Annotated in this window: 10 protein-coding genes; 4 read left to right on the top strand and 6 right to left on the bottom strand. The window is 50.2% G+C overall.

All coding sequences use genetic code 11. From position 1 onward, the window contains the following. Nucleotides 1–12: 12 nt before the first annotated feature. Both BUF15_RS09620 and pdhA read right to left on the bottom strand, forming a co-directional pair. A complete protein-coding gene (locus tag BUF15_RS09620; RefSeq protein ID WP_073613266.1) occupies nt 13–990 on the bottom strand; it encodes an alpha-ketoacid dehydrogenase subunit beta in 978 nt (325 codons plus the stop codon). Next, nucleotides 983–2,089: a pyruvate dehydrogenase (acetyl-transferring) E1 component subunit alpha gene (gene pdhA, locus BUF15_RS09615; RefSeq protein WP_073613265.1), complete on the bottom strand. Its 1,107-nt coding sequence runs from the start codon at nt 2,087–2,089 to the stop codon at nt 983–985. The genes BUF15_RS09620 and pdhA overlap by 8 nt, the downstream gene beginning before the upstream one ends. Nucleotides 2,090–2,508: 419 nt before the next feature. Between pdhA and BUF15_RS09610 the strand changes: the two genes are divergently transcribed. The 4 genes from BUF15_RS09610 (at nt 2,509) to BUF15_RS09595 (ending at nt 9,623) form a co-directional block, all read left to right on the top strand. After that, nucleotides 2,509–4,827, top strand: a complete 2,319-nt coding sequence (locus BUF15_RS09610; protein WP_073613264.1) for an HDOD domain-containing protein — start codon at nt 2,509–2,511, stop codon at nt 4,825–4,827. A 306-nt stretch (nt 4,828–5,133) separates the two neighbouring features. Then, the gene (locus BUF15_RS09605) at nt 5,134–7,341 is read left to right on the top strand and encodes an HDOD domain-containing protein (protein WP_159441274.1); all 2,208 of its coding nucleotides are present in this window, start codon (nt 5,134–5,136) and stop codon (nt 7,339–7,341) included. A gap of 9 nt (nt 7,342–7,350) precedes the next feature. Next, a complete protein-coding gene (locus tag BUF15_RS09600; protein WP_073613262.1) occupies nt 7,351–9,264 on the top strand; it encodes a hybrid sensor histidine kinase/response regulator in 1,914 nt (637 codons plus the stop codon). 20 nt (nt 9,265–9,284) lie between these two features. Further along, complete coding sequence (locus tag BUF15_RS09595; RefSeq protein ID WP_073613261.1) at nt 9,285–9,623, top strand: PilZ domain-containing protein; 339 nt, start codon at nt 9,285–9,287, stop codon at nt 9,621–9,623. Between the two features lie 8 nt (nt 9,624–9,631). Here BUF15_RS09595 and BUF15_RS28060 read toward each other — a convergent pair whose 3' ends face one another. The 4 genes from BUF15_RS28060 to BUF15_RS27090 all read right to left on the bottom strand — a co-directional run. Next, on the bottom strand, nt 9,632–9,760 hold the full coding sequence (locus BUF15_RS28060) for a hypothetical protein (RefSeq protein WP_268753177.1): 129 nt from the start codon (nt 9,758–9,760) through the stop codon (nt 9,632–9,634). A gap of 74 nt (nt 9,761–9,834) precedes the next feature. Continuing rightward, the gene (locus BUF15_RS09590) at nt 9,835–11,913 is read right to left on the bottom strand and encodes a PAS domain-containing hybrid sensor histidine kinase/response regulator (RefSeq protein ID WP_073613260.1); all 2,079 of its coding nucleotides are present in this window, start codon (nt 11,911–11,913) and stop codon (nt 9,835–9,837) included. Nucleotides 11,914–11,969: 56 nt separating this feature from the next. After that, a complete protein-coding gene (locus tag BUF15_RS09585) occupies nt 11,970–14,678 on the bottom strand; it encodes a CheR family methyltransferase (protein WP_159441273.1) in 2,709 nt (902 codons plus the stop codon). Between the two features lies 1 nt (nt 14,679). Then, nucleotides 14,680–14,964 (bottom strand): transposase (locus tag BUF15_RS27090; protein WP_073613258.1); only part of this gene is annotated, 285 nt, incomplete at its 5' end.

Genomic DNA, 14,964 nt, shown 5'->3' with positions numbered 1-14,964 from the left:
AAACTCCCGCTCTTACGTGTTGAGTGTTGCCCGGGCTGCCTTGATAATGCGGGCTGTGTCGGGCATGTATGCTTTTTCTCTGCTGAAATATGGAATCACTATATCATAGCCGGTGACCCGCTGCACAGGTGCTTCGAGATAATAGAAGGCCCCTTCCAGCAAACGGCTGACAATCTCGGCTCCGGCACCGAAACTGCGTGGGGCCTCATGGACAATCACCGCCCGACCGGTCTTTTTTACCGATTCTATCAGCAACCGGTCATCAAGGGGCGAAATGGTGAGCAGGTCGATAACCTCTACGTTTATCCCTTCGGCTGCGAGTTGTTCGGCCGCTTCAAGGGCAGGCCGCAGCATGGCACCGTAGGATATAAAGGTTACATCGTCGCCTTCCTGTACCAGCTGAGGGACTCCGATCTCCATCACTTCCTCTTCCTCTGGGACTTCCTCACGAAAGGCCCGGTAAAGCCCTTTAGCCTCATAGAAAATAACCGGATCGGGATCGCGGATGGCTGCGACAAGTAATGCCCGGGCATTGCGTGGCCCGGACGGAATAACCATCTTCAGTCCAGGGGTATGCGCCCAGTAGGCTTCACGGCTTTCTGAGTGGTGCTCGAGCGCCCGGACTCCACCGCCATACGGCGCACGCATCACCATGGGTACAGTGAGACGCCCCTGGGTGCGCCAGCGCATTCGTGCCGCATGGTTTTCCAACTGGTGGAAGTTCTGGTAGGCGAAACCTGAAAACTGGATCTCGCAGACCGGTTTCAAACCGTGGATGGCCATGCCGATGCCCATGCCGACAATGGCCGATTCCGCCAATGGTGTGTCGATGACTCGTTCTTTGCCATAGATGTCGATCAACTGGTCTGTGACCCTGAACACGCCGCCGTCTGGGCCGACATCCTCGCCCAGCAGCACCACACTGTCATCTTGAGCCATTTCCTGTTTGAGTGCCAGGTTGAGAGCCTGAACCATAGTCATCTTAGCCATGGTGCACCTCGCCTGTGTTATTTGCAAGATACTGCCGGACTTCCTCTTTCTGGCACTGCAGAGAGGGAGGCATTTTGGCGTAGAGGTGATTAAACATGTCGAGTGGTTCGCCGAGTGTCTTCATCTGTTTTTCGGCGGAGTCCACCGCAGTCTGGATCTTGGCAAGCACCTCGGTCTCGATCTCCTGCTCTCTTGATTGGTCCAGTAGTCCCTTGTTCTGCAAATACACGGCAAATCGAGTGAGGGGATCTTTTTGCCGCCATCGTTCCACCTCTTCATCATCTCGGTAACGACTGGGATCGTCGGCAGTGGTGTGCATCATTACCCGGTAGGTCACACATTCAATGAGGGTTGGGCCGTCGCCATTCCTGGCTCGTTCTGCAGCTTCTTGAGCGGCGGTATAGACGGCGAGCACATCGTTGCCGTCCACCTGGATGCCTGGCATTCCGTAGGCCAGGGCCTTCTGGGCGATGGTGGCTGAGTGAGTCTGCTGTTTCAGCGGAATAGAAATGGCCCACTGGTTGTTCTGGCAGATGAAGATCACCGGTGCCTGGTAAACTGCGGCACAGTTCAAACCTTCGTGGAAATCTCCTTCCGAGGTGGCACCGTCACCAAAATAGGTCATGACGATTTCATCTGTGCCGCGATACCTGGCAGCGTAACCGAGACCGGTTGCGTGAAGGATCTGAGAGCCCACCGGTACGGCCATCGGCAGATCGCGCTGGTCGGCAGGAATAATGGTCCCTTCGTTAAAGCCGTTGTAATAGAGGAGTATGCTTTCAAGCGACCTTCCACGCCAGATCTCGGCGGCGGTTTCACGGAAGGCGGGAACGAACCAGTCTGTCGATTTCAGTTGAAAAATGGAACCTATCTGAGCGGCTTCCTGCCCTTTAATGGGCGGGAATGTGCCGATGCGGCCCTGGCGCTGCAGATCAAGCATTCGTTCATCGAAACGGCGACCGAGCAGCATGGCCGAGTAGAGTGCTATTAATGTTTTGTCGTCAATTTGCGGTTCAAGTTCCGTATCCAGCACCCCGTGTTCGTCGAGGATGGAGAGGTAGTGAATGGTTTCGGGAATATCAATTCGGGAGCGAGGCATAGTGTCTCCTTTTCGGAAGAACGGTGGGTTGGTCGGGTTCTACGGCCGGGTAGGAGAAGGCTAAGTATCTGTATCTTATTAGATCCTACCTCAAGTATATCCATGATCAACCAAATAGCAAATAGAAGGGGGGAAATGTGAACTGTTGGATATTTTCTTGTTGCACCATCAGCAGGTGGTTGTGGCGTTATTCTGCTTCAGACGGTGAAGAATATGTGATATTCACGTAATGAGACCATCTTTATGAATTCCGGCGGAAAAGAAATAATCACTTTAAACGAGTATTGACGAAGTGTGGGAATGTCGTGTAAGTGTTAAAGATTATTCTTTGAACGGGGAGTGGTTTCCTTATATACACTGAAGATGCAGCAAGATGCCGGCCGCACCAACAACGAGACGGGATACGTACAACAAAGGGCATGACAAAAGCAATTGTCATAACAAGCGGCAAGGGTGGGGTCGGTAAGACCAACATCAGTGTAAATATCGCCGTGGAGCTTGCCAGACGGCAATACCGGACCTGTCTCTTTGATGCGGATCTTGGTCTGGCCAACGTGAACCTGCTGTTTGGGCTTCATCCGGAAAAGACCATTGATGATCTGCTTTTTGAGGATGCACCGCTTGAACAGATCCTGATAAAGACCGATCTGGGGGTCGATATCGTTCCCGGCAGTTCTGGCGTCGAGCAGATTGCCAATCTTGATTCGGCACAGCTTGGCAGCCTGGTGGAGCGGTTTGCAGCATTCTCCGGTTACGATTTTTTCCTGATTGATACGGCCTCGGGTATATCCCGTGGCGTAATCTCCTTTTGCCTTTCTGCAAAAGAGACCATTCTGGTACTGACGGCAGAGGCCACCTCCCTGGCTGACGCATATTCGGTACTGAAAGTACTTTCCTTGAATAATTACCAGGGCACAGTCAAAGTTCTGGTCAATCGATGCTCTTCCATTCCTCAGGCGAAAAAGACTTACCTACATTTCAAAGCTGTTGCTGATAAACATCTGAAAATCGATGTGGCTCCCGGTGGAGCGGTACTGTTCGATCCTCTGCTGGCAAAAGCGGTGTCTCTTCAGTATCCAGCTGTTGCGCTTTACCCGGAATCCGTATTCTCCCAATGCATACGGGCGCTGGTGTCGAATCTGGTGCGGACGGAGGAGGGGCCCGAACAGTCCGATAATGATGGGTTCTGGACCCGCTATGCCCATTTTGTCAGCTCCTCGCTGATACTGCCCGGTGAAGATCGACCTACTCCTCGTAAAGGAAGTGTCGCCGAAGCCGGTTCTGGCGACAAGTCGTTGGCATCACAGGCAACAGCGACCGCGGAAAATGAAGAAAGCTCTGAAAAACACGATGTGGCTGTTGGCGAATGCGAACCTTGTGGTGGTCTTCTCACCGTCGGCAGGATTCCTGGCCCAGCACCAATCTACAGTCATCTGCTGGAACTGGAAAGTTACGGTGAGTTGACGGTAGATGAGATGCAGCGCATCATCTCTCACGATCCGGCGCTGCTTGGTCGCTTGCTGGAGGCGTATCATTGTGTTCGGTTGCCGAAGGAGGAAGGGGCGTTCCATGTCGAGCATATTTTTCAGGAGCTTGGCGAGGAAACGGTGCGGCGGTTTCTGGTCACTACTGCCACTGATAATCTGCTCCAGGCTGAAGTGGTTGAAGATTTCATGGCCACCAATGAGCTTTGGGCGCATAGCTGCCGTTGCGGGCTGATGTCCGAGGCTCTTGCCAGGTTGATCGACTATCCATTTCCGGAAGAAGCCTATATTGCTGGCTTGCTTCATGATATTGGCAGGATGGCGCTCCAGAGCAGGTTCTCAAAAATGTATAGCGACTGCCCACCTCACGCCCACACGGAAGAGGCCTTTCTGGCTGAGAGGGAGGTCGTGGGGATGACCCATGCCGAATTGGGTGCGGAGATTTTGGCCGGCTGGGGGCTGAACAGTTTCATTGTCGACGCGGCGCGCTATCACGCTGAAACAAGTGAACGTATTGCCACTGCTCTTGATATGACCAGGCTGGTTTGTCTGGCTCACATGCTTTGCAGTCCGTTGGAGGAGAAGGTAACCAAGGCAGTGGAGGAGGCCCGGGAAATTTTCAAGCTCTCTGCAGCGCAGGTTTTCATCAGTATGCAGACCGTGAGTCAAGACTTGCTGCGGTTGGCTACCACGTATTCTATTCCACGACGACAGGATGCCGACATCGAAGGAGCCTGCCAGAAGCTGCGTCAATACCGCCGGCAGGCGGTGGAGTTCACCACCTTGCAGGGCTGGTTGCCCGCTCCCAGTCAATCCGGCAATCTTGGAGAAGAGGTGCGCGCCATTTGTCGGGGACTACATCTGCTCTTTGGCCTTAGTCGAGTAATCTGTCTCTTTCCTGATCAGCGTCATCGTCAACTGCGGGCTGAGGGATATCCCCTCTGTTATGGACATGATTTTATAGAGAATGTGTCTTTTATGACAGCTTCATCGGAAAGCAGGATTGTTGACGCCTATCACAATGTAAGATTTAGTGTCTTGTCGGCTAGCGCACTTCGTGCGATGGCGGATAAACAGCTGTTACGCCTTATGGATGCAGAGATGTTGCTCTGTGTGCCTATGCATTCGGGTGGAGCCGGATGTGGAATAATCGTCTGTGCCATCCATGCTAAAGATTGTGAGCATTATCAGCTCCTCCGAAAAAAACTTGAGATGTTTGCCGCCAGGGCGGTAGCCAGGCTAGCCTTTTGCTGAACCTGTACCGAGCTGTTTGTTGTAGAATTCGCAAGAGGTGACGAGCCACATATCAAAGAATGGTTTAAAAGATCTGCATCTTCGCATTGTTAGGAATATATAAAAAAACAGTAGGTGGGGAAAAACTCATTGTAAAATCCTATGTAAATGGTATTTCATGTAACGATGATATGTTGCTTGGAAGGCTTGAAAACAGCGACCTTTTTGTTTTTTCACTTGCAGGATATCGACCTCGTTGGGTAGTCCTTTGACCCGTGTTATATTGTTGTTGTAGTGAATTCAAATATGAATTCACGGGTTTATAATATGATGAGCAAAGACAGTGTCTATACACAGTTAGAAAGTTCCGGAAAGCTGCCCGTTTTGCCGGAAGTCCTCCTGAGTCTTCTCGCCGCTTGCGAGGATCAGGATTGTTCCATTTCTGATATTGCTGATATCATCAGCCGGGATCCCGCCTTAAGCCTCCGAGTGTTGCAGCTCGTCAATTCAGCCTACTATGGGTGCCGGCATTCGTTTGGCGGTATAGAGCAGGCTGTTATTTATCTTGGCGCCAATACAGTAAAAAATCTCGCGGTGACCACCTCTGTTCACCAGGTGTTTGAAGAAAAAAAGGTGAGTGGGACTTCTGCCAGCGATAGCGGCAGGTTCTGGTATCATTCGCTGTTGACGGCAACCATTGCCCGGCGGATTGCGCTGGCCTTTGGCGGGTGCAATGCCGACGAAGCCTATCTGGCCGGTTTGCTCCATGACATCGGCAAACGACTTCTGGCTTCCGCGTTTTCAGAAGTTTATCCGGTTCAGAAGCTCCAGGACCTGCATGGAGAGGATAAACTGCAGCTTGAAATGGAAACAACTGGCCTGCATCATTGTGAGGCTGGTGCCTGGCTGGTACGGCAGTGGAACTTGGGGTCTCTGGTGGCCGATGCTATTGAGTATCATCATGAACCGCTCGACCAGGTGGGCGAGGCCTTTCCACTGGTCAAAATTGTCTATCTTGCCAATCTGCTGGCGAACAGTGGCCAGGATGAAAGCCAGCTGAATGGCGTTCCGCTTGCGCTTTTCGGTGATGAACATCCCGATATTTCAAGTTGTGTTGAGAGTTCGTCCGAAGAAGTGGCACAAGTTGCGGTGAGCATGGGGATTCATGTGAGTCCTCCCGCAATTGCTCCAGTCAGTGCAAGCGGGCAGGAACTCGCAGCAAGTGGTGGAGATCGTGACACAATAGTAAAAGATACTGCCCATCATGATCATGCACAGTTGATGCGGGCAACGGTTGCTGCCCGGGTACGCAACATGTCACTGTTGTCGACCTTCCAGGAAGATCTCATGCAGGCGGAAGGGACCGACGCCATTCTCGCGGCCTTTGAAAAGGCGATGGTCATCCTTTTTGATATTCATAGTGTATTGTTCTTCCTGCCGGATCGTGAAGGAGTGCTGCTACGCTGTCAGGTATCAGAGGCCGGTATTCTGCGCCATGTCAGCCAGGGGCTCTCTTTTCCGTTACGTCAGAGTGCAAGTCAGATTGTGTCAGCGTATATGGAGAAGCGGCAACCGGGCTATATTACCCGGGATCGCAATGGGGCAAGCATTGCCGATCAGCAGATCCTCGCGGTGTTGGGCAGTGACAGAGCATATCCGGTGCCGCTGGTTGTCGACAACAGGGCGGTGGGTGTGGTTGTGTTGGGGTTGCCTGATGGCTGGGATCTCCTCACCGAAGATGACCGGCGACTGGTCATGATTATTGTCCAGCAAGTGGCGCTCAGGCTCTATGTTGAACAGGAGAAGATCCTGAAAGCAGAGGCGCTCAACCGTGAACGGATGGAGGCCATTGCCACCACTGCACGAAAACTGGCCCATGAGATCAATAACCCGCTCGGTATTGTCGGTAACTATTTAGTGACGCTCAGATTGAAGCTTACCGGTGAGACGGATGTGCTGAATGAACTGGCCATTATCGACGAGGAAATTCAACGTATATCGAGCATGGTCGGCCAGATGGAGATGTATTCTCAGGCGCCCTTTTCCCGGTTTGAGCCGCTTGATGTGAATGCGGTGGTTCGGGACATCATCCAGATCGCCAAACCTTCGCTCTTTAATGGAAATGGTCCCACTGTCTCGTTTATTCCCGGGACGGAGCTACCTTTGCTCACCACCTCGAAGGATGCCGTTAAGCAGGTTTTGATCAACCTGTTGAAAAACGCGGCGGAGGCCATGCCGGATGGTGGCAGGGTTATTGTCCGAACCCGAAAATCGCAGCCGGAAGGCGTCGGCGATTCTGGTGGTGTCGAAGTGATTGTAGCTGATTCCGGGCCGGGTTTGCCGGAACAAGTGATGCAAAATCTCTATAAGCCGTTTATCACAACCAAACAGAACGGTCACTCCGGTCTGGGCCTGTCAATTGTGCAGAAGGTTGTGAAGGATATCGGCGGTAAACTTTCCTGCCTTAGCAGTCCGGCAGAGGGAACCACCTTTACCATCTACCTCCCCGGTGTTCTGCCGGAAGGTTTTTCGTAACGGAGTATTATGAGCGCGAACCCCCATATCCTGCTGGTGGATGATGAACCAAGATTTGTGGATAGTCTTGAGAGTATTCTCGGTCATTACGGTTACGTATGCAAAAAAGCGCTTACCGGAACGGAAGCGGTGGAACTGCTGAAAAAACATACTTTTGACCTGGCTCTGCTTGACGTTGCCCTGCCGGATATGTCGGGTTGTGACATTGCCGGCTATATCAAGAAGTCCTGTGTTCAAACCGCTGTCATCATGCTGACGGGTATCCGTACGGTTGAAACGGCGGTCGAGGCAATGAAGCAGGGGGCATATGACTTTCTGACCAAGCCGCTCAATCATGAGTTACTGCTGAAAACCCTGGAGAAGGGGATAGAGCATCATCGGCTGAAAGATGCACTTGCCAGTAGTGAGCAAAAGTTCAGGCTACTGGCAGAGGCGGCCTGGGAAGGAGTCGCCTTCCATGAATCGGGCATAATTGTTGAGGCGAACAAGCCATTTCTGGAAATGTTTGGCTATGGTCAGGATGATCTGAAGGCAGGACTACGGGTTGAGGATCTGCTGGCAAGCGAGACTGTGAAAAAGTCCGCTGAGAACGGCCTTGTCTCTGCCGGTGTCTCTTGCACTGGCAAAGGCCGAAAAAAGGATGGAACTGCGTTGCCGGTCGAGATCCGATTTTGCAGCATGGATTATAATGGCAAGCCAGTGAAGGTGCTGGTGGTACGGGACCTCACTGAACGAATCAGAGCCGAGCAGGAAAATCTCGAATTACAGAAAAAACTCGCCGAGGCAAACAAACTAAACGCCCTAGGTCTGATGGCAGGACAGGTGGCCCATGATTTAAACAACATCCTGACCGGTATTGTCAGCTATCCCGATCTGCTCTTAATGCAGATGGACAAGTCGGACAAACATTATGAACAGATTCAAAAGATCCAGTCAGCGGGTAAACGGGCGGCGGCAGTGGTTTCCGATCTGGTGGCGATTACCAGAGGCAAAACACAACAGAAAACCGTTGAAAATATCAATGATCTGGTTGTGCAGTACCTGAGCTCACTCGAGCATGGTGAACGGCTGGCCCTGTATTCCGATGTTGCCATAGAGACCTCGCTTCGCATGGACATCTGGAATGTCTGTTGCTCGACCCCGCATATTCACAAGGTATTATTGAACCTCATAGGCAATGCGGTAGAGGCGGTACAGGAAAACGGTGTTGTGCGCATCAGTACGGAAAATTGTCATTTCAACCATCCCATGCGCGACACAAATGATCAGGCGCAAGGAGATGAGTACGTCAAGCTGGTTGTGGCGGATACTGGTCCGGGCATAGATGATAAAGACATTGATCATATCTTTAATCCGTTCTATTCCACCAAGGTGATGGGCAAGAGCGGCACCGGTCTCGGGCTGTCGGTGGTCTGGAATATCGTTCAGGATCATGGTGGCTGGATAGAGGTGAAGGACAACGCACCCGGTGCGATGTTTGAGATTTATCTGCCGGCAACTCGTGACCAGATTTGTCAAGTTGATCTTCCTGCTGGTGAACCGGTTGGTAGAGGCCGTGGGGAGAGGATTCTTATCGTCGATGATCAGGCAGAGCAAAACGAAGTCTTGGAGATTGCCCTTTCCGGTCTTGGCTATAGCACCTATTCGGTAACCAGTGGTGAGGCAGCGATAGATTTCGTCAAGAATGAACCTGTCGATCTGCTATTGATGGACATGATTATGGGCAAGGGATTAAATGGCCGGGAAACTCTTGAAACCATTTTCAAAGACAACCCGGCGCAGAAAGCCATAGTGGTGAGTGGTTATGCAAAACGTGAAGAGATCGAAAAAACCCGGAACCTCGGGGTTTCGCTTTTTCTCGAAAAGCCAGTAACACTTGCCAGAATCAGTGCCGCTATCCAGCAGACCCTGACGCTAAATTAAACCTGTATCGGAGGCCTGAATTGACACGTGAGAGAAGGGCGTTTACCCGCATTCGTCTTGATGTGCCGGCCAGTCTGTTTCTCTACCAGGTCGATATGCGGCATGAGGGATCAATTACTGACCTGAGCATGGGAGGCTGTTATTTCCCTATTCCCCATACATTTCCCGTTGGTCAAAAATGTCGTTTCCAGTTGACCATCGGAGAAGGGCTCGAGATGGAAAGAGTGGATGTCGAAGGTACTATTGTCAGAAGTGATGGCAAAGGTGTGGGCATCCAGTTTTTGGACGTCACATCCGAGATTCAGGCCACACTGGCACGAATCATGGCCAAAAAGGGTATTGCCCACCAGGAAACCTGATCGATAGCCTAACCTTTTGGGGCGGCTGTTGAGCCGATTCCCTTGTCTTTGTCAGACATATGTTCATTGCCGGTGGAATCCGGTTTTTTCAAAGGTTGCTGCAATCGTATTGCCGTCTGGCAACCCATTATGATCATTGATATCTCCGTGGACCGGACTAAAGCAAATACGTGCTGGAAAACGAAAGAGAGTCATTGTGCGCGTATTGAGTTCACTTTTTTTCATCAAAAATTTCCCGGATTGTTTCGGCAAGCATCATTCTACTGATAGGTTTTGTCAACACTTGCGCTACCCCAAGCTTTAGCATTTCCTGTCTCGACATCTTTGCTTGATACCCGGTGCAAATCAGCACTGGCAGCTCAGGGCGGAGCTCAAGCAGTTTTGAGGTCAGATCCAGACCGGAAAGCTGCGGCATTGAATAATCGGTTATCACAAGGTCATAATCGTGGGGTGCTTTTTGAAAACATTGAAGGGCTTCCTCGCTACTGGTATGGCCGATGACGGTATAGCCTAATTGGTTTAGAGCGAGTGCGTAGAGATTGACGATGCTTGTTTCGTCGTCAACAACAAGAATACGTTCATTGCCGCGAGGTGCATCTGTTTTCCGTACTGGGGTGTCATTTGCACTGGCGTCAAGGATGATCGGTAAATAAACCCGAAAGGTTGTTCCACTGTCGGGTTCACTTTCTACATGGATGAACCCGCCGCAATTGCTGACTATCGATTTGACAACGGCTAACCCTATGCCGCTTCCCAATTCGAAGTTTTTGGTGGTGAAGTACGGTTCAAAAATATGGTGAATTGCATCCTGCTCGATGCCACATCCCGTATCAGTGACCTGCAGTTCGACATATGCTCTACCAGCGTCTTGCAGGTTGGGGATGAACTCTGTGGGGGGGAGCGCTTTCCTGAGGGAAATGGTCAGCACACCTCTCTTCTCCCCCATTGCATGAACGGCATTGGTGCAGAGGTTGACGATAATCTGATGGATGTTTATGGGGTTGGCCAGGACTAAGCCACAGTCGGGGGCCACATTTTCACGAATGGCAACGCTGACAGGTATGGAGGCTCGCATCAGTTTCATGGCCTCTTTGATGACCGGGGAGATGTCCAGTGGTGATTTGGTAAGCTGCTCTTTATGACTGAAGCTTCTTATCTGCCGGATGAGCTCTTTTGCTCTGTGGGCGGCTTGAACTATTTCCTGAGCATGATTTCTGGATTCTTCTGGCACTGATTTGGTTGCGCAGACAATATCGGCGTAACCGAGAATTGCTGTAAGTATATTGTTGAAATCGTGAGCAATTCCTCCGGCGAGCGTGCCTAGTGCTTCCATTTTCTGGCTTTGCAGGAGTTCTCGTTCAATTTGCTTCTGTATCGTTATGTCCTTGATAACCAGGATAACTCTTGCTGGAGTTCTGCTTTCGGCGGCAAGAGAAGAGCAGGATATCAGGAGCGTTTTTCCCGATTTATCGAGGGTGGTGGTCGCGGTGGCAGGGATCTCTTCCGAATCCGGCGAGGTTCCTGGACAATTACAGCAGTGACCGTCGCTGCCATACAAAATTTTATGGCAGAGTGCACCTTCACCGGGATCGAGCCCTTGTTCCAATAATGTCTGAGCCGCCCTGTTGGCACGAAGAACCTGGCAGTGCTCGTCCAGAAGGACAACGCCGTCGTCCATGGCATCAAATGTGGCACACCATTCGTCCCTACTCTGCAGTAGACGGGTCTCAAGAACTTTTCGATCTGAAATATCAATTATTGTCGCACGGAAGTCTTCGCTGTTGCCGTCTATATCCAGATTGATCTTTCCTTCGAGAAGAACGTGAAGCAAGGAGCCGTCCGCCTTAAATACGCGCAACTCACACCTTTGTTTTTTACTCGATATCATGAGCATTTTTCGAAAGGTCTGGTAAGTTTTCTGGTCTTTGTCATGGATAAGCCGAAAGAATGGGTAACCCAGCAACTCATGCCGTGTCAGACCAAGCATTTCGGCAATGGTGAAATTTGCCTCACAGATGAGTCCGGTCTGCTTGATTGTCAGGTATCCTGCCGGAGCAAAATTGTAAAGACATGCGTACCGTTTCTGTGAACGTACAAGGTCGCTTTGGGCAAGGCGTAGGTCCTCATTCTGGAGTTCAAGCTCAATCACGTGGGTCTGCAGTTCCTTGTTGAGCTGCATTACATCGTCTATCTGCAGTTTCGGCAGCGATTGGTCACCATTTTGCTTCAACCACTTTTCCGCCCGGTCTCGTAATTGTGCAAAATCAGTATTGGAATAAGTGAACGGCATTCGTTTTATCTGTATGTATATTTTTTATACCGGCTCTGTATTGCACCGGCAGTAGTTTACGTGGAGAGTGTCTTCAGGCATTTCTCCGTTGTTGCCAGGTATTGCACTTTTCCATGCTGATCGAGTAGCCGTGTGACGGTAAGGGCAACAAGAATGTGTTGTCCATTGTTGCCGATGCGCTCAACAGGCAGAGCCCGGACATCCTCATGTTGGAGTTTTCGATACAGTTCATGAGTGTTTCCGTGCAGGTGTTGAGGGATGACCTGACGGATATTCATTTTCAGGGCGTTTTGCTCCGCAATTCCATAGAGCTGCTCAGCCGCATTGTTCCAGGCGAGGATGTTGCCATCCGGATCTTGTAATGTGACAGCATCATAGGCATCTTTTACCACAACGGCAAGACGATTGGTGTTTTCCTTAAGGCGTGAGGACTTTTCTTTGAGATGATTCAATTCAGTGATATCTTCGAAGGTAATGACAATGCCATCGATTACATTATTTACTGTGCGGAAAGGCCGGAGACGCATGCGGTAGATATTACCTTTTTGGTCTGGCAAATGGATTGTTTTTGTTTGTAGCGACTTCTGTACGCTTTTGGCATGGCTCAGGATGTTGGCATTCTCCAGGGAACAGGCGAAATGTGCTATCGGTCGGCCAACATCTGAATCGGTCAGGGGAAAGATGTTCCTGACGCTCGTGGTGAATCTTCTGATATTGAATTGATTGTCAAGGAATATCGAGGCAACGCTGGTTGATTCCAGCAAATGTTGAATGTCATCGTTAGCCGTGACAAGTTCTTCTATCCGTTTTTGTAATTCGGTATTGACGGTAACGGATTCTTCATTTAACGATTGCAGTTCTTCCTTTGATGTTTCCAGTTCTTCATTGCTGCTCTGCAGTTCCTCGTTGGTCGACTGTAACTCTTCGTTAGTCGATTTCAGTTCCTCGTTTGACAGCTCCAGCTCTTCTATGGTGGTTTTGAGATTTTTTTGCGTGATGCGCAATTTCTCCTTCAGACGTTTCGCCTCGTCGCTGTTGCTATTTACTTGCGGCAATGCTGGTATCTCGCCGTTGTCTTTGGCAGACTCAATAACAACTGTTTCAAAAATAACCAGCATCAGGCCTTTACCGAATTCTGAGTCAGTCAAGGGACGTACAACAATATTGACTTGTTCACGGATGTTGTCTGCCTGGCGGCACAGGACTTCTGTCCGGCATTCGTGTCCTTCACCTTTGGCTGTGTGATATGCTTTGGCCAATCCTTGCCTGATGTCATGACGAGCCATCTTGAGCAGATTCATAGAGGCTTTCCCTTCAGCAAGCTCAAGATACTGACTGGTTCGACCATGAATGAACTGTATTTCTGCAGCATCATCCGTTATGACGCAAGACGTTATATCAGACTGTGCGAGGATCATTTTCAGCATTTTTGCCGTACTGGTATTTTTGAGTGGTTGGCTTGATTTCGATATTTTTTTGTCTCGCATTCTGGGGACCGGATTACTGTTGGGGAATTGTAGAAGAGGATGTGGGAAGGGTGCTGCATCTATCTTTTTGAATATTTTATATTTTTTATCAAGTGAAGAGAAAAGGTCGTGGAAAATGCCAATGGTTTCAGAGGTGCCGATAAAGAGGATGCCTGATTTATTCAGGCTGTAGTGAAACAACGGGATCAGTTGCTTCTGCAGTTCAGAACTGAAGTAAATGAGGAGATTGCGACAGCAGAGTATATCAATCTTGGTGAATGGGGGGTCCTTGATGATATTCTGCTGTGCGAAGGTAATCATTTCCCTGAGGCTCTTTTTAACCTGATAGGCGTTGTCCTTTTTGTCAAAAAACGCATTAAGGCGTTCCGGACTGACATGTCCGGAGATCGATTCGGGGTACAAACCAGCTCTTGCCGTTTCAATTGCCCTGGCATCAAGATCGGTGGCAAAAATCTGAATATCGTAATGTTTGTCCAGTTGTTTGACGCATTCTGAAAGCATGATGGCCACGGAGTATGCTTCTTCTCCCGTGCTGCAGGCCGGTATCCAGACCCTGATCGATTTGTCCTGTTCTCTTTCTCTTAGAAGCTCGGGGAGATATTTGTCCTTGAGGATCGCATAGGCTTCCGAGTCCCGGAAGAAAGAGGTGACACCGATGAGCAGTTCCTTGAACAGGATAGAAGTTTCATGCTTTGAATTTTCCAGAACAGACATGTATTGCTCAGAACTGGTGAGGCCGAGCACCGCCATTCGCCGTTCAATACGCCGGATTATCGTATTTTTCTTGTAACGGGAAAAATCATGATCTATTGCGCTTCTGAGAATTTCAATAATCCTGATCACTATCTCGTCAGCGTGTTCCATATCCTTCTGGTGGCCGCTGATGAGCACGTTTCGTCCATTGTTGACATAACGGACGATTTGAAGAGGCATTTTCTCAGGCGGTAAAATGTAGTCAACCAGCCCTGTATCGACAGCGCTTTGGGGCATGCTCTCATATTTAGCTGTAGAGGGCTCCTGTACCAGTATCAGGCTGCCCCGGCTTTTAAGGTTTCTTACGCCGCGTGTTCCGTCCGATCCGGTTCCTGAAAGGATGATGCCGATGGCCTGTTCTGCCCGATCGTTTGCAAGGGAGCTGAGAAACGTGTCGATCAGGTTTTGCGCTAATGTCTTTTCATCAAGCCCAGAAAGAGTGAGGCAATCATTGGTTATTGAGCCTCTTGCAAAATGACCAGAGCGTGAGGCTTTGCACTGTGGCCACAAATAGATCTTTGACAACCTAACCAAGCAGCCGTAAAAGTTGATCTGAAAATAAGGTGATAACTCCAAACATCAAGTGGAGAGACACCTTCGCGTGCCCCTTGACCATGACGTTGTTGGCACCAAAATCTTCTTTCAATCGGCTGTTTGCCCGTTCAACGCTGGATCGAATTTTATAGCGCTCCGCTTCGTGAGGAGCCATAGGTAAGACATCTTTTCCACGTCCATTTTTATCGATGATAGGGACATGTCCAAAGCCCCGGCTGATCTCTTCGATTCGCTTGGCGTCGTAGGCCGCATCCAT

The organism is Desulfopila aestuarii DSM 18488 (assembly GCF_900143695.1).
Classification (GTDB): Bacteria; Desulfobacterota; Desulfobulbia; order Desulfobulbales; family Desulfocapsaceae; genus Desulfopila; species Desulfopila aestuarii.
This window is presented reverse-complemented; position numbering and strand designations above follow the sequence as displayed.